Below are 22,988 nucleotides of genomic sequence, written 5' to 3'. Positions count from 1 at the left end.
CGGCCCGGGTTTTACACTGCGCATTGCTTCGTTTTTCGCCAAGTTTCGACCGCATGCCCTCTTTTTCTGCTGCAACTCCTACCACCCCTTCGTTCCCCGATCCGCACGACGCCTTGGCGCAGCGCAGCCTGCAGTACGTCTGGCACCCCTGCACGCAGATGAAGCAGCACGCAGGCCCGCGTGCGGTGCCGCTGGTGTCGATCGCGCGCGCCGCCGGTGTGTGGCTTTATGACTACCAGGGCCGGCGCATCCTGGACGCGCTGAGCTCGTGGTGGGTCAACCTGTTCGGGCACAGCCATCCGCACATCCAGGCGGCGCTGCGCGAGCAGCTTGCGCAGCTCGACCACGTGATGCTCGCGGGCTTCACGCACGCGCCCGTGGTGGAGCTGTCGCAGCGCCTGCACGAGCTGACCGGGCTGGGGCACGCCTTTTACGGCAGCGACGGCGCCTCGGCGACCGAGATCGCACTCAAGATGAGCGCGCACTACTGGCGCAACGCCGGCCGGCCCGAAAAATGCCGCTTCGTCGGCCTTGCGGGCGGCTACCATGGCGAAACCGTGGGCGCGCTGGCCGTGACCGACATCGACATCTTCCGCACCGCCTACGCCCCGCTGGTGCGCCTGGGTGCCACCGTGCCCAGCCCCGACGCGCGCCAGGCGCAGCCCGGCGAGAGCGCCGCCGACGTGGCGCAGCGCTGCGCGCGCACGCTCGAGGCCTGGCTTGCGGCGCACCATGCCGAAACCGCCGCGCTGATCCTCGAGCCGCTGGTGCAGTGCGCTGCCGGCATGGCGATGTACGACCCGCTGTACCTGCGCGAGGCGCGCGCGCTGTGCGACCGCTACGAGGTGCACCTGGTGGTCGATGAGATCGCCACGGGCTTCGGGCGCACGGGCAGCCTGTTCGCGCACCAGCAGGCGGGCATACGGCCGGATTTTCTATGCCTCTCCAAGGGGATCACGGGCGGCACGCTGCCGCTGTCGGTGGTGCTCACGACCGACACGGTCTATGAGGCGTTTTACGACGATGAAGTGGCGCGTGGCTTCTTGCATTCGCACTCCTACACCGGCAATCCGCTCGCATGCCGCGCGGCGCTCGCGACGCTGGAGCTTTTTGCACAGACCCAGGCGATCGCACGCAACCAGACGCTCGCGCAGCAGATCAGCACGGCGCTCGCGCCGCTCTCCGACCATCCGCGCGTGCGTCATGCACGGCACCAGGGCATGATCTGGGCCTGGGACGTGCAAACGCGCCTGCCCGACTTCAGCCAGCGCCTGCACCACCACGCGCTCGCGCACGGCGTGCTGCTGCGCCCCATTGGGCACGCGCTCTACATCATGCCGCCCTACGTGATGGACGAGGAGGCGATCGACTGGCTCGCGCGCGGCGCGCTCGGTGCGCTCGAAGCCACGCTGGCCGAGGAGGGGCAGGCATGAACGGCGCTACGCACACGGCCGCGGCACATCGCATGCAATTGATTCCGTCACCCGCGTTCGCCTGTTTCGTCACCGGCACCGACACCGGCGTGGGCAAGTCGCTGGTCAGCGCGGCGCTGCTGCGCGCGCTCGCGCGCCACTACCCGCGCGTGGTCGGCATGAAGCCCGTGGCCGCCGGCACTATTCATACGCCGCAAGGCCCGGCAAGCGAAGACGCGCTGCAGCTGCGCGCCGCCTCCACCGTGGCCGTGCCGCCTGCGCTCGACAACCCCGTGCTGCTGCCCGATCCGCTCTCGCCGCACCTGGCCGCAGAGCGCGCGGGCGTGCGCATCAGCGTGCCCGCGCTGCAGGCCCGCTACGAGGCGCTGTGCGAGCATGCCGACGCCGTGGTCGTGGAAGGAGCGGGCGGTTTTTTGGTGCCGCTGGCCGAAGACTGCACCATCGCCGACCTGGCGCAGGCGCTCGCCATTCCCGTGGTGCTCGTCGTTGGACTGCGCCTGGGTTGTCTGAACCACGCGCTACTCACGGCGCAGGCGATCCGCGCGCGCGGCCTGCCGCTCGCCGGCTGGGTGGCAAACCAGATCGACCCTGACATGGCCGCCGTCGAAGACAACGTCGCCTACCTGCGCCGCCACCTGGGCGCGCCCCTGCTGGGCCGCATAGGCTACCTGACGCAGCCGCTAAGCGCTGCCGTAGAGCTCGCGCTGCCGCCGGAATGGCTGCGCCGTTGACTATCTTTTAAATAGCAAAAACCTTTCTCCTAAAAACGTTGCTTGCGCTTATCCGATAAGCGCAAGCAGCTACACTTTGAGAAGCAAAAAAGCCAAAATTCCATGTCTCTTTCCCCAACCCCGCTCGCTGCGGGTGAAGCCTCTACGCCCACTTCGTGGCTCGATGAAATCCCCGCGCGCCTGGCCGAGATCGAACGCGCGCAGCTGCGCCGTCAGCGCCGCGTCACCATGCCCGGGCAGGGCGCGCAGCTGTGGGTCGATGGTGCGCTCATGCTCGCCTTTTGCAGCAACGATTACCTGGGCCTGGCCACGCACCCCGCGCTCGCGCAGGCCGCGCGCGATGCGAGCTGGACGTACGGCGTGGGCGCGGGCGGCTCGCCCATGGTCAGTGGCCACAGCGTGGCCAACGCCGCGCTCGAGCAAGCGCTCGCGGAGTTCGTGCAGCTGCCGCGCGCGCTCTATTTCTACGCCGGCTATGCCACCAACACCGGCATCATCCCGGCGCTCGTCGGCCCCGGCGACGCCTTGTTTTCCGACGCGCTCAACCATGCCTGCCTGATCGACGGCGCACGCCTGTCGGGCGCGCAGATCCACCGCTACGCGCATGCCGACCTCGTGGCGCTCGAGCAAGCGCTGGCGCAAAGCACGCAGCGGCGCAAGCTCGTCATCAGCGACGCGGTGTTCAGCATGGACGGCGACGTGGCCGACATCCGCGCGCTGCTGGCGCTGTGCGAGCGCTACGACGCGCTGCTGCTGCTCGATGATGCGCACGGCTTCGGCGTGCTCGGGCCGCAGGGGCGCGGCAGCCTGGCCGAGGCCGGGCTCACGGGCGCGCAGGCGGCACGCCGCGTGCTCTACATGGCCACGCTGAGCAAGGCCGCGGGCGTGGCCGGCGCCTTTGTGGCCGGTGATGCGACGCTGATCGAATGGCTGCTGCAAAAAGCGCGCACCTACACCTTTGCCACCGCCGCGCCCGCGCTGCTGGCCAACGCCTTGCGCACCAGCGTGCACCTGATCGAACAGGGCGACGCGCTGCGCGCGCAGCTGCAGGCGCGCGTGGCGCAGCTGCGCGCCGGGCTGCTGCCGCTGTGCAACGCCGCCACGGGCTGGCGCCTGCTCGATTCGCGCACGCCCGTGCAGGCGCTCGTGATCGGCGACAACGCGCGCGCCCTGGCCGCCATGGAAAGCCTGCGCCAGCAAGGCCTGTGGGTGCCCGCGATCCGCCCGCCCACCGTGCCTGCAGGCACCGCGCGCCTGCGCATCGCGCTCTCGGCCGCGCACACGGCGCACGACGTGCAGCGGCTGGTCGATGCGCTCTCTGAGATTGCGCGCCGCCGATAATCCCCCCATGTCCAGCCCCAAAGTCCTGTTCGGCTTCCACGCCGTGGGCGTGCGCCTCAAGACCGCGCCCGAGTCCATCGTCGAGGTGTATTACGAGCCCACGCGCCGCGATGCGCGCATGCGCCAGTTTCTGGAGCGCGCGCGTGCCGCCGGCGTGCGGCTGATCGAGGCCGACGGTTTGCGCATCGCGCGGCTCGCGGGCACGCAAGGGCACCAGGGCGTGGCGGCGCGCGTGCAGCCGCTGGCGCAGGCGCGCTCGCTCGACGATCTGCTCGACGGCCTCGAAGCCGCGGGCGGCGCGCCGCCGCTGTTGCTCGTGCTCGACGGCGTGACCGATCCGCACAACCTCGGCGCCTGCCTGCGCGTGGCCGATGGTGCGGGCGCGCACGCCGTGATCGCGCCCAAAGACCACGCCGTGGGCATCAACGCCACCGTGGCCAAGGTCGCCAGCGGCGCGGCCGAGACCGTGCCGTATTTCATGGTCACCAACCTCGCGCGCACGCTGGGCGAGCTCAAGGAGCGCGCAATCTGGGTGCTGGGCACGAGCGACGACGCGCCGCAGTCGCTCTACCAGGCCGACCTGCGCGGCCCCACGGCGCTGGTGCTGGGCGCCGAAGGGCAGGGCATGCGCCAGCTCACACGCAAGACCTGCGATGCGCTCGTGCACATTCCCATGCGCGGCGCGGTCGAGAGCCTCAACGTCTCGGTCGCGAGCGGCGTGTGCCTGTACGAGGCGCTGCGCCAGCGCTCGGCAAGCTGAGGCTTAGATTTCCCGCTGCGCGGTGAAGTGCAGATGAGGGCGCTGCGGCAAAGCCGAGTGCCCATGGACTCACACCCCTTCGGCGCTGTCCAGCGTCAGCTCTTCGAGCGCGTCGGGGTCGAGTTGCAGCTGCGTGGCGCCCACCAATTCCTGCAACTGGGCGACCGAGGTCGCACTCACGATCGGCGCCGTGATGGCCGGCTGTGCCATCTGCCAGGCCAGCGCGACCTGGGCGGGCGTGGCCTGGTAGCGTTCGGCCACTTCGTCGAGCGTGGCCAGGATGCGCAGACCGCGCGGGTTCAGGTACTGCGCCACGATGCCCGCGCCGCGCGGACTTTTGCCGGCGTCTTCGGCACTGCGGTACTTGCCGCTCAGAAAGCCCGAGGCGAGCGCGTAGTAGTTGATCACGCCGATTTCATGGGCGAGGCAGATCGGGCGTAGTTCGTCTTCGAACACCGCGCGATCGTAGAGGTTGTACAGCGGCTGCAGGCTTTCGTAGCGCGGCAGGCCCAGCGCGACGCTGGTCTCGAGCGCTTCGGCTAAGCGCGGCGCGCTGTAGTTCGAGGCACCGATTGCGCGCACCTTGCCCTCTTTGATGAGCGCGGCAAAGGCTTCGAGCGTTTCGGCCAGCGGTGTGTCGGGGTCGTCCTCGTGCGATTGGTACAGGTCGATGTAGTCGGTCTGCAGGCGGCGCAGCGAATCTTCGACGGCGGCGCGAATGTACGCGGGACGCAGGCCTTTTTTGCCCGGACCCATCTCCTTCCCGACCTTGGTCGCGAGCACGATGCGGTCGCGTTTGCCGCTTTTGCGCAGCCACTTGCCGATGATGGTCTCGGACTCACCGCCCTGGTGCCCCGGCACCCAGCTTGAATACATGTCTGCGGTATCGACGAAGTTGAAGCCCGCATCGACCCAGGCGTCGAGCAGCGAGAACGAGGTGGCTTCGTCGGCCGTCCAGCCAAACACGTTGCCGCCGAAGCACAGCGGCGAAACTTGCAGGCCGGAGCGACCCAGCGGGCGCAAAGGGGGTGTGGTCATGGCGATCTCCTTGGAGTGAAAACTATGGTGCGCTAGCAGCCTGTCGGACTTTGGGCGTCGATAGCGAGAAGGCGCCCCGGCGAGACCAGTTTTTGCCGGATTCGCCGCCCCATAGCGGGACTATGGGGCAAGAAGCCGGTAAAAAATGGGCCGTTGCGGCGCATTCGCAGCCGACGATTCCAAAGTCCGACAGGCTGCTAGTGCAGTGTTCGACGCTATCTGCGACATAAAACCGCGTCTTTTCGGCCTGGGCCGCGTTGCAAATCCTCGCGATACCGCCCGGTATCGCTGTGGTTTGCGTCTTGCCCAGACCAAAAATCCATCGGTTTTATTTTTGTCGCATCAAGCATCAAACACTGCACTAGCGTAGCCGCACATTGTTGCAGCAGATGCGACTGGCGTGCATAGACCTTGCTCAAACCCAGCCCAGCGCGCCGAGCAAAGCGCCCGCGCCCAGCAGCCACAGCAGGTGCAACCGTGTGCGCCACACGAGCAGCGTGGCCAGCGCAGTCAGCAGCCACAGCGGCCAGGCGCGGGTGACGGTGCCGTGCGCGCTGCTGAGCAGCCAGGTCGTCGCGAGCAGCAGCCCGATCACCACCGGTGCGAGCCCCTGCTTGAAAGCGCGCACGCTGCGTCGCGTGCGGTTGCGCTGCGCCCAGCGCGTGGCCAACCAGGTCAGCGTGGTGCTGGGCAGCAGCGTGCCGAGCATGGCAAGCAGCATGCCCAAGGTGGCCAGGGCCCAGCGCTGCGCACCGGCGCCGCCCGCGTTCAGGCCCACGTTCCAGCCGAGCAGGGCGATGAACAGCAGATTCGGCCCCGGTGCGGCCTGCGCGATCGCGATCGAGGCGCTGAACTGCGCGTCGCTGAGCCAGCCTTGGCGCACGACCAGAAAACGGTGCATGTCGGGCGCCGTGCCGATCGCGCCGCCCACGGCGAGCAGCGACACCGAGGCGTAGTAGAGAAAAAGCTGCAGCCAGTCGGCCGGCTGCAGGTGCAACAGCGGGGCGCTCATGGCAGCACTTTCGCTTGCGCTTCTTCCGGCGCTTGCACTTGCGGCAGCTTGCGCCAGGTGAGCACGCAGGCCAGGCCGCCGAGCGTGGGCAGCAGCCAGGCGAGCGGCCAATGCAGCCAGGTCATGGCGACGAAGGTGGCCGCCACGAACAGCCCGCACCACCACGGGCCCAGCGGGTGCGTGCGCAAGCTGCGCGCGAGCTTGAGCCCCGTGCCCGCGATCAGCCCTGCCGACACGGCGCCCATGCCGCGCAGCGCGCCAGCGACGGCGGGGTGCGTGGCAAAGTGCGCGTAGAGCACGGCCAGCACCAGTACGAGCAGCAGCGGAAACAGCAGCATGCCCGCCAGCGCCGCGAGTGCACCGCGCAGCCCGAAATAGCGGTCGCCCACCATGAGCGCGAGGTTCACCACGTTGGGCCCCGGCATGATCTGCGCCACGGCCCAGCTTTCAACGAACTCCTCGGCGCTGAGCCAGCGCTTTTTCTCGACCAGTTGGCGCTGCACCACGGCCACCACACCGCCAAAACCTTGCAGGGCCAGCCAGGTGAAGGACCAGAACAAATCGGCAGGGTTGCGCGGACGCGCAGGTGCCGTCATGGAAAGCGAAGGAGAATCCATGGATTGGTAATGAAATAAGCCGCTTGCCCAGGAATATCAAGCGCAAGCAGCTATCAAAAATATACTTTCGAAAGCCCATACACCGCATGCGCCTGCGAATGGTAAGCTGCGGCGGCAGCCGATGGAGGGCTGCGGTTTTTGCGCGCCATGACGGCAGCGATCACGGCGCGCTGCATTTCAAGGAGACTGAGCAATGAAGCTGATCCGTTACGGCACACCCGGCGCCGAGCGCCCCGGGCTGGTCGATGCGCAGGGCGTGGTGCGTGACTTGTCCATGTTGCTGCCAGACCTCGGGCCGGCGCAGCTCAGCCCGCGCACGCTTGCTGCGCTCGCGGCGATCGACGCGGGCCGTCTGCCGCCCGTGGAGGGCGAACCGCGCCTGGGCTGCCCCGTGGGTGGCGTGGGCAAGATCGTCTGCGTGGGGCTGAACTACGCCGACCACGCCAAGGAGGCCGGCATGCCCATTCCGGCCGAGCCCGTGCTGTTCATGAAGGCCATCACCGCGCTGAGCGGCCCGAACGACCCGGTGCGCATCCCGCCCGGCGCGCAAAAAACCGACTGGGAGGTGGAACTCGGCGTGGTCATAGGCACGCGCGCGAGCCATGTGCGCAAAGACACCGCGCTGCAGCATGTGGCCGGCTATGTGCTGGCCAACGACGTGTCCGAGCGCGCCTACCAGAGCGAGCGCGGCGGCCAATGGGACAAGGGCAAGAGCTACGACAGCTTCGCCCCCATAGGCCCGTGGCTCGTGACCAGCGACGAGCTGCCCGATCCGCATGCGATCAACCTGTGGCTCGAGGTCAACGGCCAGCGCATGCAGGACGGCAACACGCGCAACTTCATCTTCGACGTGCCCACGGTGCTGGCCTACATCAGCCAGTTCATGTCGCTCGAACCCGGCGACATCGTGCTCACGGGCACGCCCGCGGGCGTGGGCCTGGGGCAAAAGCCTACGCCCTGGTTCCTCAAGCCTGGCGACGTGATGCGCCTGGGCGCCGCCGGGCTGGGCGAGCAGACGCAGATCTGCATCGCCGATTGACGCCGCCATCGGCGCTGTCCGCGCCGATGAAGGTGTTCAGAATTCGAACGCCACGGGCTCGGGGAAGCCGAGCAGGCGCGGCGCGTTGCAGTCCCAGGGCTGGCTGGCTTCGAAGCGGTTTTCGACCTGGCGCACCAGCGTGAAGCGCATGATGGGTTCGTCGCCGACGATGGCGCCCAGGCGCCCGCCGGGGCGCAGCTGGTCGAGCAGCCGCGCGGGGATTTCGCCCACCGAGCCGCTGAGCACGATGATGTCGAAGGGGCCCTCGGGCAAGGCGTCATGCGCGCCGTCGGCCACGCGCACATGGGCGTTGCCGATGCCGGCACGCTGCAGGTTGCGGCGCGCGAATTCGGCGAGCTCGGGCACGATGTCGAGCGACACCACCTGTTGCGTGCAGCTGGCCAGCAGCGCCGCCATGTAGCCCGAGCCCGCGCCGATTTCGAGCACACGGTCATCGGGCTGGGGGCGCAGGTCTTGCAGCATGCGTGCCTCCACGCGCGGCGGCAGCATGCAACGCCCCAGGCGCAGCGCCTGTTCGGGCTCGCCGAGCAGCGGGATTTCGGTGTCCATGAACGCCATGGCGCGGTACGCGGGCGGCACGAAGTCTTCGCGGCGCACTTTTTCAAGCAATTCCAACACTTGCTCATCGAGCACGTTCCACGGACGGATCTGCTGCTCGATCATGTTGAAGCGGGCGCGGACGATGGGGTCACTCGGGTCGGCGGTGGAATTCAGGGGCAGATTCATCAGGGGCTCCGAAGGAGGAGGGCGGGCATCGCAGCAGCACGCGGCTGCACGGAGCGCGTGCGCAAAGAGGCTGCGATTTTAGAGCCTTTGTTTCGCGCAAGAACCCACGCCACGGCAGTGCATCATGCTGCCGCGATCTTACGGATCAACTGTCGCTTGTCGCTGCAGGCGGCTCGACGAGCGCGCGGTGGGCACGCAGGGCGTCTGCGACGATGGGCCGCAGGCCCGCGCCGCCGGCGTCGAGGTGGGCAAGCAATTCCCGGCGCATGCGCGGCTCCCAGAATTTGCGCAGGTGCTGGGCGACTTCTTGCAGGGCTTGGTCGCGCTCGGGCATGGCCTCGAAAAAAGTGCCGATCTGGTTGGCCATGCGCAGCAGGTGGTGGATGTCCATGGTGCGGTTCAGGTTGCGGTTCGGGTGGAGGAAGTGAACGGGGACTGGGGAACTGGGGCGAGGCCGAAGCGTTCTGCAAAGGTGTAGGCCACGCAGTCATCGTCGCGCACGAAACCCGCCAGCGCCAGACCGCAAGCCTGCGCCGTCTCTATCGCCAGTGCCGTGGGTGCGGACACCGCGGCGAGCACGCCGGCGCCCGCCATTGCAGCCTTTTGCACCATCTCGAAGCTCGCGCGGCTCGTGACGAGGATGAAGCCCTCGGCCGGATCCACGCGCGCGCGCACCATCGCGCCGACGAGTTTGTCGAGCGCGTTGTGCCGGCCCACGTCTTCGCGCGCGAATTGGATCGTGCCGGCACGGTCGCACCAGGCCGCGGCGTGGCTCGCGCCGGTGAGCTGCTGCATCGGCTGGGCGTGGCGCAGCGCGCGCTGCGCGCACGCCAGTGCCGACGCTGGCACTTGCACCGCGGGCACGCGCGGCAGGGTGCGGTGCACCTGCGCGAGGCTGTCGGTGCCGCAGAGTCCGCAGCCGGTGCGCCCGGCCAGTGTGCGGCGGCGCTGCTGCAGGCGCCAGGCGCAGGCCGCGGCCACTTCGAGCTGCAGCTCCAGGCCCTCGGCCACTTCGTGCACTTCGCAGCCATAGAGTTCGGCCGGGCCGTCGAGCAGACCCTCGGTCAGGGCAAAGCCGAGCGCGAAGTCCTCGAGGTCGCCGGGGCTGGCGAGCATGACGGCGTGCGAAATACCGTTGAAAACCAGCGCTACCGGCACCTCCTGTGCCACCCAGTCGGGCTGTGGCTGTGCGCGGTCACCGTGCCACGCGACCACATCACAGCGGCGGATGCCCGCGGGCAGCAAGGCGGCATCCGGGGGTTTCATTTGCCGAATACCTCGGCTGTGTGCGCTTGCCGGCGTGGCAGCAAGGCCAGTTGCTGGCGCGTGAAGTCGGCCCAGCGGCGCTGCCATTCGGACGGCTGCATCACTTTGCTCACCTGCACGGCCGTGACCTTGTATTCGGGGCAATTGGTGGCCCAGTCGGAATTTTCGGTGGTGATCACGTTGGCGCCCGATTCCGGAAAGTGGAAGGTGGTGTAGACCACGCCGGGCTGCATGCGCTCGCTGATCTGCGCACGCAGCACGGTCTGGCCTGCGCGACTGCTCACGCCCACCCAGTCGCCGTCCTGGATGCCGCGCTCCTGGGCGTCGTGCGGGTGGATTTCGAGGCGGTCTTCGTCGTGCCAGTGCACGTTGGGCGTGCGCCGCGTCTGCGCGCCGACGTTGTACTGGCTCAGGATGCGTCCCGTGGTCAGCAGCAGCGGGTAGCGCGCGGTGACCTTTTCTTCGCTCGGCACGTAGGGCGTGTTGAAAAACCGCCCCTTGCCGCGCACGAAGCCATCGACGTGCATGATGGCCGTGCCGGCCTCGTCGGTGTGTTCGTTGCAAGGCCACTGCACGCTGCCCAGGCGTTCGATTTTTTCGTAGCTCACGCCGGCGAAGCTGGGCGTGAGCAGCGCGATCTCGCGCATGATCTCTTCGGGGTGGTTGTAGTGCATGGGGTAGCCGAGCGCGTTGGACAGCTTCATGGTCGCCTCCCAGTCGCCCAGGCCGGCCAGCGGCGGCATCACCTGGCGCACGCGGCTGATGCGCCGCTCGGCGTTCGTGAAGGTGCCGTCCTTTTCCAGAAAGCTCGCGCCGGGCAGCAGCACGTGGGCGAACTTGGCCGTTTCGTTGAGGAAGATGTCCTGCACGATCACGCACTCCATCGCGCTCAGCGCCGCGGCCACGTGCTGCGTGTTCGGGTCGGACTGCACGATGTCCTCGCCCACGCAATACAGACCCTTGAAGCTGCCGTCCAGCGCGGCCTCGAACATGTTGGGGATGCGAAGGCCCGGCTCGGGGCTGATCTCCACGCCCCAGGCGGCCTCGAAAGTGCTGCGCACCGTGCTGTCGCTGATGTGGCGATAGCCGGGCAGCTCGTGCGGAAAGCTGCCCATGTCGCAACTGCCCTGCACGTTGTTTTGCCCGCGCAAGGGGTTCACGCCCACGCCCTCGCGCCCTACCATGCCGCAGGCCATGGCGAGGTTGCAGATGCCCATCACCATGGTCGAGCCTTGCGCGTGTTCGGTCACGCCCAGGCCGTAGTAGATGGCCGAGTTCGGGCCGCTCGCGTACAGGCGCGCGGCGGCGCGCACTTCGGCCGCGGGCACGCCGGTGACGGACTCGAAGGCTTCGGGCGAGTTTTCGGGACGGCTGACGAAGGCCCGCCAGGCCTCGAAGCTCTGCAGGTCGCAGCGCTCCTGCACGAAGGCTTCGTTGACCAGCCCTTCGGTCACCACCACGTGCGCCAGGGCGTCGATGATGGCCACGTTGGTGCCCGGCTTGAGCGCTAGGTGGTGCTGCGCATGGATATGCGGCGAGCGCACGAGGTCTATGCGCCGCGGGTCGATCACGATCAGTTTCGCTCCCTGGCGCAGGCGTTTTTTCATGCGCGAGGCGAACACCGGGTGCGCGTCGCTCGGGTTGGCGCCTATGACCATGATGACGTCGGCGTGCTCGACCGACTTGAAGGTCTGTGTTCCCGCCGAGGTACCGAAGGTCTGGCCCATGCCGTAGCCCGTGGGCGAATGGCACACGCGCGCGCAGGTGTCCACGTTGTTGGTGCCCAGCGCGGCGCGCACCAGTTTTTGCGTCAGGTACACCTCTTCATTCGTGCAGCGGCTCGAGGTGATGCCGCCCACCGCGTCCTTGCCGTAGCGTGCCTGGATCGCCTTGAGGCGCGTAGCGGCGAAGTCGATCGCATCGTCCCAGCTCACTTCGCGCCAAGGGTCGGTAATTTTTTCGCGCACCATGGGCGTCTTGATGCGGTCCGGGTGCGTGGCGTAGCTCCAGGCAAAGCGCCCCTTGACGCAGGAATGGCCCTCGTTGGCCTTGCCGTCCTTCCACGGCACCATGCGCACCACGGTGTTGCCTTTCATCTGGGCCTTGAAGCCGCAGCCCACGCCGCAATAGGCGCAGGTGGTGATCACGCTGTGCTCGGGCTGGCCGAGTTCGATCACGGTCTTTTCCTGCAAGGTCGCGGTCGGGCAGGCCTGCACGCAGGCGCCGCAGCTCACGCATTCGCTGTCCATGAAGGGCTGCTGCTGGCCCGCAGACACGCGCGACGCAAATCCGCGGCCCGCAATCGTCAGCGCGAACGTGCCCTGCACCTCCTCGCAGGCGCGCACGCAGCGGTTGCAGACGATGCACTTGGCTGGGTCGTACGTGAAGTAAGGGTTGGACTCGTCCTTTTGCGCGCAGGTGTGGTGCGCCCCGGCGACGCCGTCCACGCTCTCGCCCGCGACGCCGTAGCGCACGTTGCGCAGCCCCGTCACGCCGGCCATGTCCTGCAGCTCGCAGTCGCCATTGGCGCTGCAGGTCAGGCAGTCCAGCGGGTGGTCGCTGATGTAGAGCTCCATCACGCCCTGGCGCAGCTGTTGCAGCCGCAGCGTCTGCGTGTGCACCACCATGCCGGGCTCGACCGGCGTGGTGCACGAGGCTGGGAAACCCCGGCGGCCCTCGACTTCCACCAGACACAGCCGGCACGAGCCGAATGGCTCCAGGCTGTCGGTGGCGCAAAGTTTGGGCACGTGGATGCCCGCGTGCACGGCAGCGCGCAGCAGCGAGGTGCCCTTGGGCACGGCGACGTGGTAGCCGTCTATGGTCAGGGCGACGGTCTCCTCGGCGCTGCGCGCGGGAGTGCCGTAGTCGATCTCGGGGGGGAGGTGGGGCAGCATCGTCGGTCTCCTTCGGTGGTCGGACTCAGGCGGCGAGGTCTTGGGTTGCGGTGAGGCCGAAGTCCTGGGGGTAGTGCTCTAGCGCCGAGAGCACGGGGTAGGGCGTCATGCCGCCCATGGCGCACAAACTCGAGTGGAGCATGGTGTCGCACAGATCGCGCAGCAGCTGGACTTGCTGCAGTCGGTGTTCACCGCGCAGCACCCGGTCTATGACCTCGACGCCGCGCGTGCTGCCGATGCGGCAGGGCGTGCACTTGCCGCAGCTCTCGAGGGCGCAGAATTCCATGGCATAGCGCGCGAGCCGCGCCATGTCGGCGCTGTCGTCATGCACCACGACGCCGCCGTGGCCCAGTACCGCGCTGAAGGCGGCGTAGGCTTCGTAGTCCAGCGGCTCGTCCCATTTCGAGGGCGGCACATAGGCGCCGAGCGGGCCGCCGACCTGGATCGCCTTGACCGGCCTGCCGCTGCGCGTGCCGCCGCCGAAGTCGAACACCAGCTCGCGCAGGCTCAGGCCAAAGGCTTTCTCGACCAGGCCACCGCGCAGCACGTTGCCCGCAAGCTGAAAGGGCAGGGTGCCGCGCGAGCGCCCCATGCCGTAATCGCGGTAAAAAGCGCTGCCGCGCGCCAGGATGAGGGGCACGCTGGCGAAGCTGATCACGTTGTTGATCACGGTGGGCTGCCCGAACAGCCCTTGCAGCGCCGGCAGCGGCGGTTTGGCGCGCACGATGCCGCGCTTGCCCTCGATGCTCTCGAGCATCGCGGTTTCCTCGCCGCAGACATAGGCACCGGCGGCCTTGCGCACTTCGAGGTGGAAGGCGTGCGCGCTGCCGCGCACGCGCGCACCGATCACGCCCGCTGCAGTGGCGCGAGCTATGGCTTCGCGCAGCATCGCCACGGCGTGCGGATATTCGGCGCGCACATACACGTAGCCGCGCGTCGCGCCCACGGCCAGCGCGGCGATGGCCATGCCCTCGATGAGCATGTACGGATCGCCCTCGAGCACCATGCGGTCGGAAAAAGTGCCCGAATCGCCTTCGTCGGCGTTGCAGACCACGTACTTTTGCGCCGCCTGCGCCTGCGCGACGGTTTGCCACTTGACGCCGGTCGGAAAGGCCGCGCCGCCGCGCCCGCGCAGGCCGCTGCCCTGCACCTCTTGCACGACGGCGGCGGCGCCCAGCGCCAGCGCCCGATCCAGTCCCTGCCAGCCGCCGTGGGCCTCGTAATCGGCCAGCGACAGCGGATCGGTCACGCCCATGCGCGCGAAAGTGAGGCGCTCTTGCCGCGCGAGGTAAGGAATCTGCTCGGTCGGGCCCAGGCACAGCGCGTGCGCGGCGCCTTGCAGCAGCCCCGCGTCGAGCAGGCCGGGCACGTCCTGCGGCGCCACCGGCCCGTAGGCGATGCGCCCGGCGGGCGTGGCGACTTCGACGAGCGGCTCGAGCCAAAACATGCCGCGCGAGCCGTTGCGCACCAGTTGCAGGGGCAGCTGGCGCGCCGCGGCGCCCGCTTGCAGCGCGGCGGCCACCGCGTCGGCGCCCAGCGCGAGGGCGGCGCTGTCGCGCGGCACATAGACGGTGACAGGGTTCGTAGCCATCACACTGCCTCCGCATCGGTCAAGGATTCGGCGAGCAGCTGTTCGAGTCGCTCGGGCGTCACGCGCGCGTGCAGTTTTGCGCCGATCTGCACCGCCGGCGAGGATGCGCACAGGCCCAGGCAATAGACTGGCTCCAGCGTCACCGCGCCGTCCGCGCGCGTGCCGTGGCGTGCGCAGCCGAGCACGCGCTCGGCATGGGCGAGTAGCTCTTCGGCGCCGCAGGCCTGGCAGGCTTCGGCGCGGCAGATCTGCACCACCTGCCGCCCCGGCGGTTCGCTGCGAAAGAAGTGGTAGTAGCTGATCACGCCATGCACCTCGGCCCGCGAGAGATCGAGCGCGCGCGCAATCATGGGCACTGCCTCGCTCGGCACATAGCCGAGCGCATCCTGCACCGCATGCAGCAGCGGCAGCAGCGCGCCGGGCTGGTCGCGGTGCGCGGCGATCGCCTCGGCGACTTTGCTCAAATCGGGAGCTTTAAGGGGAAGGGGTTTCATCGCAGACGGGCCCATGGTGGATGCTGGAAACGGTGCTCAATGAAAGAACTGGCTCGCGCTCAAGAGCGTGCGGTACACGCCCCAGGCGAGCGGGATGCCAACGGCGATCCAGGCTGCCCACACCAAGGCGGGGTTGCTGGGGTGGTAGGACGCAAGGCTCGTGCCGACTTCGCTGGCTTCGGCGCGCTCGTGCGCCAGACGTTTTTCTTCGGCGAGTTCGGCCTCGGTCATGAAGTGCTTGTCTGCCACCGGGCGGATCATCAGGTTGCAAAGCAGCCCGATCACCAGCATGCCGACCAGGATGTACATGGTCTGGTTGTAAACCTGTTCACGGGGGATTCCCAGGCCGAGCTGATAGTCGCGCATGTAGTTCACCACCACGGGCCCGAGAATCCCTGCGGTGGACCATGCGGTCAGCAAACGACCGTGGATCGCCCCGACCATCTGCGTGCCAAAAAGGTCCGCCAGGTAAGCCGGCACGGTGGCGAAGCCCCCGCCGTACATGCTCAGGATGATGCAAAAGGCAGCCACGAACATCAGTTTGTTCCCCGCGGCTGCGCTGATCGGGACGCTGAAATACAGCAGGCCACCGAGGATGAAGAAAATCGAGTAGGTCATCTTGCGTCCGAGCTTGTCTGACAGACTGGCCCAGAAGAAACGGCCCACGATGTTGAACAGGCTCAGCAGCGCGGCAAAGCCTGCGGCCACGCCGGCGATGGCCGTCAGTTGGGTCTTGTCCAGTTCGCTGAATTTGGCGGGAACGCCGATCAGGCTGCCGCCGAACACCTCCTGCAGCATCGGGCTGGCCATGCCGATCACGCCGATACCCGCCGACACATTCATGCACAGCACCATCCACACCAGCCAGAACTGCGGAATGCCCCAGACTTTTTTCACGTGCACATGGCCGTGCGTAATCATGGCATTCGTCTGCCCTTGCGCGGGTGGCGTCCAGCCCTCGGGTTTCCAGCCCTGCGCCGGAATCCGGTAGCCGAAAGCCCCGATCAGCATGGCGATGGTGTAGATCACGCCCATGACGACGAAGGTCTCCCACACGCCTACGCTGGTCGGCGTGGCGAAATGCTTCATCAGCTCTGCCGCCAGGGGCGAACCGATCATGGCACCGCCGCCAAAACCCATGATGGCCATACCGGTGGCCATGCCCCGTTTGTCGGGAAACCACTTGATCAATGTGCTCACCGGTGAGATGTAGCCCAGGCCCAGGCCGATGCCGCCGATGATGCCCGAGCCGAGAATCATCATCCAGAATTGGTGCAGGTACACGCCCAGGGCCGAGAACAGCATGCCGCCGCCCCAGCAAAGCGCCGCGATCACGCCCACTTTGCGCGGCCCCACGCGCTCGAGCCAGCCGCCCCAGATGGCGGCCGAGAGACCGAGAAAGACGAAAAACAGCGTATACATCCAACCCAGCGTTGAAATCGGCCAATCGCAGCTGGTGGTGAAAAGTTGCTGGAAAAAGCCCACGTCGGGGCCGCACTTGATGGATTCCTTGATGCCCAGCGCCTTGGACAAGGGCAGCCAGAACACCGAAAAGCCATAGGCCATGCCAATGCACAGGTGAATGGCCAACGCTGCGGGTGGCACCAGCCAGCGGTTGAAGCCAGGCGCGGCGACGATGCGCTCTTTGGACAGAATGCCGCCCTTGGAGGGATGCGGGGCAAGTGTCTGTGGACTGAGTGTGCTGGACATCGGGTCTCCTTTGGTATGAATTTGTCTTTGCATGGAAAATGGTGCCATCGCAGCCATGTTTTGCGAGCCCGCAGATCATCGCCGGACTTTTTCAAGGCTTCAATATGAAGACAAACCGCAAAAGCATTGGCAGCTGAGTTCTTAAGTGATAACCCTATGAAAGAAATTTCGATCCGCCCGGTCTGGGGCATTCATGAGCCTGGTGGTCGTCCCTTGCCAGCGCGGATCATCGAGCTGCTCGTACAGGTGTCCGAATCCGGAAGCCTGCTGCTCGCGGCGCGTGCGCTGGGGCTGTCCTACCGCCGTGCCTGGGATTTGGTGCGCGAAGGGGAAGAGCACTTCGGGGCCGCACTGCTCGTGATGGAGCGCGGGCGCGGCTCGACGCTCACCGAACTGGGGACGCGCATCGTGTGGGCCGACAAGCGCATCCGTGCGCGTCTGCAGCCCATTTTGGAAACGATGGCGTCCGAGCTCTCCGAGGAGCTGCGCAACGCCTTGCGCGAGGCACCGGCCGCCTTGCGTCTGCACGCGAGCCACGGCTTTGCCATCGAACGCCTGATCGAACGCCTGGGGCATGAGGGGCTCCAGTTGCACATCAGCTACGCCAGCTGCAGTGCTGCCGCGGCCGCCCTGCGCGAGGGCGAGTGCGACATGGTCGGCATGCACCTCCCGCTCGGGCCGCTGCAGGACATGGCGCTGCAGCACTACCGTCCCTGGTTGCAGGGCATGGCGCTGACCCTGGTGGACATCGCGCAGCGGCGCCAGGGCTTGATGGTGCAGCGCGGCAACCCCAAGGAGGTGTTTTCGCTGGCCGACCTCACGCGCCCGCAGGTGCGCTTCATCAACCGGCAGGCGGGCTCGGGCTCGCGGCTGCTGCTCGAGGGCCTGCTGGCGCAGCAGGGCATAGACGCCACGCGCATCGCCGGTTTCGAGCAGGGCGAATACACCCATTCGGCGGTTGCGGCCTACGTGGCCAGCGGCATGGCCGACGTGGGCTTCGGTCTGGAGCCGCCGGCGCGGCACTTCAAGCTCGACTTCGTGCCCATCGCCACGGAGCGCTACTTTCTGCTGTGCCGCGACGACGTGTTGCCGACGCCGGCGGCACAAAAAGTGCTGGCCGTATTGCGCGATCCATCCTTTCAGTCCGTGCTGTCGCAATTGCCGGGCTACGACCCCGCCTGCGCAGGGGTCGTCATGCCGCTCGCGCAGGCCTATCCGGCGCTCGGTGAAGTGCGCCGCCGCGCGTCTGCACGGCGCCCGGCCGGGGCGGGGCAAAGCCCTGCAGCCGTCGCTGGCAACGTTCAGCCCAATGCCCACCCATGGAGGAAACCTGAATGAACACGGAGACACTGGTGCTCGCTGGCGGTTGTTTTTGGTGCACCGAGGCGATTTTTCAGCGCGTGCGCGGCGTCCTCGACGTGCAAAGCGGTTACTGCAACGGCTACGTGCCGCAGCCGAGCTACGAGCAGGTCTGCACGGGCACGACTGGGCATGCCGAGGCCGTGCGCGTCACGTTCGACCCAGCGCAGATCGGCGTGCGTGAAATTTTGCAAATCTTTTTCGCCACGCACGACCCCACCACGCCCAACCGCCAGGGCAACGATGTGGGGCCGCAGTACCGCAGCGGGATTTATTACGAGCGCCCCGAGCACGGCGAGGCCGCGCGCGCCTTGATCCATGAGCTCGAGGCGCAGCAGGTGTTCGACGCCCCCATCGTCACCGAGGTTCAGCCCTTGGAGCAGTTCTGGCCCGCCGAGGATTACCATCGCGACTATTTCGCGCGCCATCCGCAGCAAGGCTATTGCGCCTTCGTCATCGCGCCCAAGCTGGAAAAATTCCGCCAGACCTTTGCGCAGTATCTGAAACCGTGAGGACCGTGCCGACGACAGGCTGGCCAGGCGTTCAGGCGCCAGCGTGGCGCCGTTTTCCCATCCAAAAAGAGGAGACAAACATGCATGAAGTGATGGAGCAAACCGTGGACACCATACGCTGGAGCGTCGCACACGGCATAGGGCGCATCGTGTTCGACCGCAGCGATGGCCCGCACACGCTTGCGCTGGCGGCCACGGCGGCACTGGCGCGTGCGGTGGATGAGGTGGCGGAGGCGCGCCCGCGCGTGGTCTTGCTCAGCGGCAGCGGCGGGCTGTTCAGCGCCGGCGGCAACATCGCCGAGATGCGCGCGCATGCCGAGACCCTGGAATCCTACCTGCGCGCACTCGTGGACATCGCGCACCCGGCGCTCCTGCGTTTGTCGCAGCTGCCCGTGCCCGTGGTCACGGCGATCAACGGCCCGGTCGGCGGTGGTGGAGTGGGCTGGGCGCTGTGCGGCGATTTTGCGCTGGCGGCCGCGTCCATGAAATTGCGCACGGGCTACGTGGCGCTGGGCCTGTCGCCGGACATGGGGGCGTCGTATTTCGTCACGCGCCGCGTGGGTGCGATGCGTGCGCGCCAGCTGTTCATGCTCAGCGATCCGATAGACGCACGCCAATGCCTTGAAATGGGGCTGGTCGACGAGGTCGTGCCCGACAGCGAGCTGGCGCAGCGTGCCGAAGCCCTGTGCGCGCGCCTTGCGGCTGCACCCCGGGGATCACTGGCCAAGATCAAGCACCTGTGCGAAGGCGCGATGCAGCGCGGTCTGCAGGCACAGCTGGCGCTCGAGCAAGCCTTGCTGCAAGAGTGCACGCACAGCCAGGACGCGCGCGAAGGGCTGCAAGCCTTTCTCGAAAAGCGTGCGCCGCGCTTTCACTGACGCGAAATACGAACACGACTTACGCCAATCGGGGTTCAGGCAAGGCGCGCGCACCATGGCAAAACACTTTGCTGCATCCTTGTTTGCGTGAGTCCAGACGTAGCGTGGGCCAAGCCGTGCACAAACTGCGCAACCCCTGTGCAATGAACGCGCTCCGGCGTGGCTGGGAGAGTGTGCGCCGCGCTGCGCTTGCATGGCTGCTGCTGGCCCTGGTGCTGGTGCCCACCGTGGGGCAGCTGCACAAGGTGCTGCACTTCGCGCCGCACGCCGGGCAGGGGCGCGCTATGGCGGTGCTGCGCGCACACGGGCTCGATGTGCGCGGCACTGCCGCAGGGGCAGTTGGGGCAATTGGGGTAGAGGCCGGAGCCGAGGCTCAGGGTGCGCTCTCGCCCGGCGCAGCCGCCGCCTCCGAAAAAGACTTTTCCCAAGGTCTGCGGCGCCTGCTGCCGCAGCACACGGCGGCCGACTGCGAGCTGCTCGACCAGCTCGCGCTCGGGCAGGCGCTGCACGCCGCCGCGCTCGTCCTGCCAACGGCGCTGCCGCCCGGCGCTCCTGCTGCACGGCCCCTCGTCGGGCGCGTGGTGCGGCACGTCGCAGCGTTTCGCGCACGCGCTCCGCCGACGCGCTGAAAACTCCTTCTTTCATAGCTGCTAGCGCTTACCAGATAAGCGCTATAGCCTATTTTCATTCTTATTTTGGCAACGCTGCCATGCGCCGGCCATGGCCCGCATGGGCAGGGCGGCGCGTGCCGCCCTGGCGTTCCTCGTACCCAAAGTTTGCTTTCATGAAGTCCTCTCAAAAATCCTCTGCTGTTTTGGCGCGGCGGCCCGTGGCGCTGGCCGTGGGGCTGCTGCTGACGAGCCTTGGTCTGGCCCATGCCCAAAGCGTTCCGTCCGCCGCTGCGCCAGCCTCCGCTCCAGCGCCTGCGACTCCTGCGGCGAGCGCCTCCACGGCCACGCCTGCCACCGTCTCCACCCCTGTCCCCGTTCCCGTTCCCGTTTCCGTCTCGGAGACGCCCACGCTCGCCACCGTCACGGTATCCGCCAGCGGCCTGCAGCTGGGCAGCAGCGAGCTGGCCACGCCTGTGACCGTGCTCGAAGGTGACGAGCTCGTGCAGCGGCGCGCCGCGACGCTGGGCGACACGCTGGACGGCATGCCGGGCATCAGCGCGAGCCACTTCGGCGCGGGCGCGAGCCGCCCCATCATCCGCGGCATGGACGGCCCGCGCGTGAAGATCCTGAGCGACGGCGCCGAACTGCAGGACGCCTCCACCGTGAGCCCCGATCACGCGGTCGCGTCCTCCCCCTTGCTCGCGCGCCAGATCGAGGTGCTGCGCGGCCCTTCGGCGCTGCTCTATGGCGGCGGTGCCGTGGGCGGCGTGGTCAATGTGCTCGACGACAAGGTGCCCACCGCCATCCCTGAGAAGGGCTACACCGGCAGCGCCGAGCTGCGCGCGAGCAGCAACGCACGCGAAAAAGCCGGCGTGTTCGCGCTCACCGGCGGCACGGGGCACCTCGCGCTGCACGTCGAAGGCGCGGCCAACGACGCGCAGGACTACCGCGCCGGCAGCGGCTGGCCGCAAGGCTCGCGCGTGCCCGGCAGCTACCAGCGCGGCGACACGGGCAGCGTGGGCCTGTCGTGGATCGACACCGACGGCTACCTCGGCGCAGCCTACACGCGCCAGACGGCCAAATATGGCTTGCCGGGTGATGACGCCGCGCACGCGGGCTGCGGCGCCGAGGGCAACCGGCTGGTCTGCCCCGCCGACGCAGCGCCCGCAGAAGCTTCCACCGATGCCACCGCACCCATGGTCGATCTGCTCAGCGAACGCTGGGACTTGCGCGGCGAGCTGCGCAACCCGTTCGCCGGCATCGCCGCCGTGCGCCTGCGCAGCGGCCTCACGCATTACCGGCACAACGAGATCGAGGACGGCGCGGTCGGCACCACCTTCAGCAACCAAGCCTACGACAGCCGCATCGAGCTCGAGCACCTGCCGATCGCGGGCTGGCGCGGCCTCGTGGGGCTGCAGCTCGGGCAGCGCAAATTCCGCGCCGACGGCGAGGAATCCTTCATACAGCCCACGGCCACGCACAAAGTGGGCCTGTTCGCGCTCGAGGAGTACCGGTGGCAGGACTGGCGCTTCGAAGCCGCGCTGCGCCACGACCGCCAGAGCGTCGAGGCGCAAAGCAGCGGGATCGAACGCGATCACCACGGCACTTCGGCCTCGCTCGGCGCGGTGTGGAAGTTCACGCCCGGCTACGCCCTGGGCGCCTCGTTCACGCGCGCCGTGCGCTTGCCCACGGCCGAAGAGCTCTACGCCCAGGGCCTGCACCTGGCCACGCGCACCTACGAGCGCGGCAACGCCGATCTGCGCGCCGAGACGGCGCAAAACATCGACCTGAGTTTGCGCAAGACGGCCGGCGACACCACTTTCGAGCTCAGCGTGTTCCGCAACCACATCGCCAACTACATCTACGGCCGCACCGTCGATGAGCTCGGCGGTCTGCAGCTGCTGCAATACAGCCAGCAGGACGCCACCTTCACCGGCTTCGAAGGTCAGGTGCACCAGCGCCTCACGCGGCACCTGGGGCTCACGCTGCGCGGCGACGCGGTGCGCGCGCACCTGGACGACGGCAGCCGCGTGCCGCGCATGCCCGCTGCGCGCGCGGGGCTGCGCCTGGACGGCAGCTGGGGCCCTTGGCAGGGCTACACCGAATGGCTGCAGTTGGCGCGCCAGGATCGCACCGCCGCGTTCGAAACGCCCACACCGGGCTACGGCATGCTGAATGTGGGCCTGAGCTACGGTGGCACATCGAGCGGGGCGTTCGGGCAGCGCTGGCAGATCTACCTCAAGGCCAATAATTTGAACAACCGCCTGGCCTACGCGAGCACCTCGTTCATCAAGACCGCCGCGCCGCTCATGGGGCGCGACATCACGCTGGGCCTGCGCGTGGAGTTTTGAGTTTGGGGCCGTCGTGCGCTGGATCGCTCGGCCCTCAGCCCCTGCGTGGCCCCCTGGGCTCCAAGGGCAAAAAGTGCTGCTGGCCTGTGCCATAATCGCGGGCTCAGCGCAGCACTTGGGTGATTAGCTCAGCGGTAGAGCACTGCCTTCACACGGCAGGGGTCACATGTTCGATCCATGTATCACCCACCAATTTCCGTGCGCCGCGTTTTTCACGCGCGGCATGCAGTTCGCGCCTTGGGTGATTAGCTCAGCGGTAGAGCACTGCCTTCACACGGCAGGGGTCACATGTTCGATCCATGTATCACCCACCAACATACATTGCGCCTCGAGTCCCGCCGTTGATCTTGCTCGAAGGCCGCTTTGCCTATCCATTCGGGCTACTTCTGCGTTCTCGATGACTGGGCGCGCGTGCCTGGGGTGCCGGTAGAATCTTCGCGATTCCTTGCTATCGGCTTGGTGGCAAGCGCCGCGGGTGCATCGGCCCGGCGTTACGCTAAGCCCCATCTACCCCATGACCCTCCTCGTCACCGGCGGCGCCGGCTTCATCGGCAGCAATTTCGTGCTCGACTGGCTTGCGCACAGCGACGAGCCCATCGTCAAC

At 67.6% G+C, this 22,988-nt stretch carries 20 protein-coding genes and 2 tRNA genes; 12 read left to right on the top strand and 10 right to left on the bottom strand.

Annotated elements, in window-relative coordinates; genetic code table 11:
* The first annotated feature begins 53 nt into the window (after nt 1-53).
* The 4 genes from bioA to rlmB all read left to right on the top strand — a co-directional run bounded on the left by bioA (nt 54) and on the right by rlmB (nt 4,265).
* Nucleotides 54-1,433 carry an adenosylmethionine--8-amino-7-oxononanoate transaminase gene (gene bioA, locus DFR45_RS12990; protein ID WP_114484175.1) on the top strand — a complete coding sequence of 460 codons (1,380 nt, stop codon included), beginning with the start codon at nt 54-56 and terminating at the stop codon, nt 1,431-1,433.
* A gap of 32 nt (nt 1,434-1,465) precedes the next feature.
* Nucleotides 1,466-2,164 carry a dethiobiotin synthase gene (gene bioD / locus DFR45_RS12985; RefSeq protein ID WP_114484207.1) on the top strand — a complete coding sequence of 233 codons (699 nt, stop codon included), beginning with the start codon at nt 1,466-1,468 and terminating at the stop codon, nt 2,162-2,164.
* A 102-nt stretch (nt 2,165-2,266) separates the two neighbouring features.
* Nucleotides 2,267-3,505, top strand: a complete 1,239-nt coding sequence (bioF, locus tag DFR45_RS12980; protein WP_114484206.1) for an 8-amino-7-oxononanoate synthase — start codon at nt 2,267-2,269, stop codon at nt 3,503-3,505.
* A 7-nt stretch (nt 3,506-3,512) separates the two neighbouring features.
* On the top strand, nt 3,513-4,265 hold the full coding sequence (rlmB, locus tag DFR45_RS12975; RefSeq protein WP_114484174.1) for a 23S rRNA (guanosine(2251)-2'-O)-methyltransferase RlmB: 753 nt from the start codon (nt 3,513-3,515) through the stop codon (nt 4,263-4,265).
* 69 nt (nt 4,266-4,334) lie between these two features.
* Here the strand turns inward: rlmB and DFR45_RS12970 are convergent, their stop codons facing one another.
* From DFR45_RS12970 to DFR45_RS12960, 3 genes are all read right to left on the bottom strand, one after another.
* Nucleotides 4,335-5,303: an aldo/keto reductase gene (locus DFR45_RS12970; protein WP_114484173.1), complete on the bottom strand. Its 969-nt coding sequence runs from the start codon at nt 5,301-5,303 to the stop codon at nt 4,335-4,337.
* A gap of 415 nt (nt 5,304-5,718) precedes the next feature.
* Nucleotides 5,719-6,315 carry a chromate transporter gene (locus tag DFR45_RS12965; RefSeq protein ID WP_114484172.1) on the bottom strand — a complete coding sequence of 199 codons (597 nt, stop codon included), beginning with the start codon at nt 6,313-6,315 and terminating at the stop codon, nt 5,719-5,721.
* Nucleotides 6,312-6,932, bottom strand: a complete 621-nt coding sequence (locus tag DFR45_RS12960) for a chromate transporter (RefSeq protein ID WP_114484171.1) — start codon at nt 6,930-6,932, stop codon at nt 6,312-6,314. Before DFR45_RS12960 ends, DFR45_RS12965 begins: the two co-directional genes overlap by 4 nt.
* A gap of 193 nt (nt 6,933-7,125) precedes the next feature.
* Here DFR45_RS12960 and DFR45_RS12955 point away from each other — a divergent pair, with 193 nt between their 5' ends.
* Nucleotides 7,126-7,971 carry a fumarylacetoacetate hydrolase family protein gene (locus tag DFR45_RS12955; RefSeq protein WP_114484170.1) on the top strand — a complete coding sequence of 282 codons (846 nt, stop codon included), beginning with the start codon at nt 7,126-7,128 and terminating at the stop codon, nt 7,969-7,971.
* Nucleotides 7,972-8,007: 36 nt separating this feature from the next.
* Here DFR45_RS12955 and DFR45_RS12950 read toward each other — a convergent pair whose 3' ends face one another.
* The 7 genes from DFR45_RS12950 to DFR45_RS12920 all read right to left on the bottom strand — a co-directional run bounded on the left by DFR45_RS12950 (nt 8,008) and on the right by DFR45_RS12920 (nt 16,673).
* A complete protein-coding gene (locus tag DFR45_RS12950; RefSeq protein WP_114484169.1) occupies nt 8,008-8,718 on the bottom strand; it encodes a protein-L-isoaspartate O-methyltransferase family protein in 711 nt (236 codons plus the stop codon).
* A gap of 145 nt (nt 8,719-8,863) precedes the next feature.
* On the bottom strand, nt 8,864-9,109 hold the full coding sequence (locus DFR45_RS12945; protein ID WP_114484168.1) for a formate dehydrogenase subunit delta: 246 nt from the start codon (nt 9,107-9,109) through the stop codon (nt 8,864-8,866).
* Between the two features lie 8 nt (nt 9,110-9,117).
* Nucleotides 9,118-9,984, bottom strand: a complete 867-nt coding sequence (gene fdhD, locus DFR45_RS12940; protein ID WP_114484167.1) for a formate dehydrogenase accessory sulfurtransferase FdhD — start codon at nt 9,982-9,984, stop codon at nt 9,118-9,120.
* Nucleotides 9,981-12,878 carry a formate dehydrogenase subunit alpha gene (gene fdhF, locus DFR45_RS12935; RefSeq protein ID WP_114484166.1) on the bottom strand — a complete coding sequence of 966 codons (2,898 nt, stop codon included), beginning with the start codon at nt 12,876-12,878 and terminating at the stop codon, nt 9,981-9,983. The genes fdhD and fdhF overlap by 4 nt, the downstream gene beginning before the upstream one ends.
* A 25-nt stretch (nt 12,879-12,903) precedes the next feature.
* Entirely contained in the window at nt 12,904-14,469 is a 1,566-nt protein-coding gene (locus DFR45_RS12930; RefSeq protein WP_114484165.1) for a formate dehydrogenase beta subunit, read from the bottom strand.
* A complete protein-coding gene (locus tag DFR45_RS12925; RefSeq protein ID WP_174564699.1) occupies nt 14,469-14,978 on the bottom strand; it encodes a formate dehydrogenase subunit gamma in 510 nt (169 codons plus the stop codon). Before DFR45_RS12925 ends, DFR45_RS12930 begins: the two co-directional genes overlap by 1 nt.
* A 21-nt stretch (nt 14,979-14,999) precedes the next feature.
* Nucleotides 15,000-16,673 carry an OFA family MFS transporter gene (locus DFR45_RS12920; protein ID WP_114484163.1) on the bottom strand — a complete coding sequence of 558 codons (1,674 nt, stop codon included), beginning with the start codon at nt 16,671-16,673 and terminating at the stop codon, nt 15,000-15,002.
* A 156-nt stretch (nt 16,674-16,829) separates the two neighbouring features.
* On the opposite strand from DFR45_RS12920, the gene DFR45_RS12915 reads away from it, so the two are divergent.
* The 7 genes from DFR45_RS12915 (at nt 16,830) to DFR45_RS12885 (ending at nt 22,698) form a co-directional block, all read left to right on the top strand.
* The gene (locus tag DFR45_RS12915) at nt 16,830-18,011 is read left to right on the top strand and encodes a substrate-binding domain-containing protein (RefSeq protein WP_114484162.1); all 1,182 of its coding nucleotides are present in this window, start codon (nt 16,830-16,832) and stop codon (nt 18,009-18,011) included.
* Nucleotides 18,008-18,544 (top strand): peptide-methionine (S)-S-oxide reductase MsrA, encoded by a 537-nt coding sequence (gene msrA / locus DFR45_RS12910; protein ID WP_114484161.1) that lies wholly within the window; start codon nt 18,008-18,010, stop codon nt 18,542-18,544. Before DFR45_RS12915 ends, msrA begins: the two co-directional genes overlap by 4 nt.
* 80 nt (nt 18,545-18,624) lie before the next feature.
* Nucleotides 18,625-19,422 (top strand): enoyl-CoA hydratase-related protein, encoded by a 798-nt coding sequence (locus tag DFR45_RS12905; protein ID WP_241659461.1) that lies wholly within the window; start codon nt 18,625-18,627, stop codon nt 19,420-19,422.
* A 143-nt stretch (nt 19,423-19,565) separates the two neighbouring features.
* Nucleotides 19,566-20,051: a hypothetical protein gene (locus DFR45_RS12900; RefSeq protein ID WP_144686969.1), complete on the top strand. Its 486-nt coding sequence runs from the start codon at nt 19,566-19,568 to the stop codon at nt 20,049-20,051.
* A gap of 155 nt (nt 20,052-20,206) precedes the next feature.
* Entirely contained in the window at nt 20,207-22,384 is a 2,178-nt protein-coding gene (locus tag DFR45_RS12895; RefSeq protein ID WP_114484159.1) for a TonB-dependent receptor, read from the top strand.
* Nucleotides 22,385-22,501: 117 nt separating this feature from the next.
* Nucleotides 22,502-22,576: transfer RNA gene (locus DFR45_RS12890), tRNA-Val, on the top strand.
* 47 nt (nt 22,577-22,623) lie between these two features.
* Nucleotides 22,624-22,698: transfer RNA gene (locus DFR45_RS12885), tRNA-Val, on the top strand.
* Nucleotides 22,699-22,988 lie beyond the last annotated feature (290 nt).

Source organism: Extensimonas vulgaris (genome assembly GCF_003337425.1).
GTDB lineage: Bacteria > Pseudomonadota > Gammaproteobacteria > Burkholderiales > Burkholderiaceae_C > Extensimonas > Extensimonas vulgaris.
Note: the sequence above shows the minus strand (reverse complement) of the source record. Positions and strands in the feature narration are given on the sequence as shown.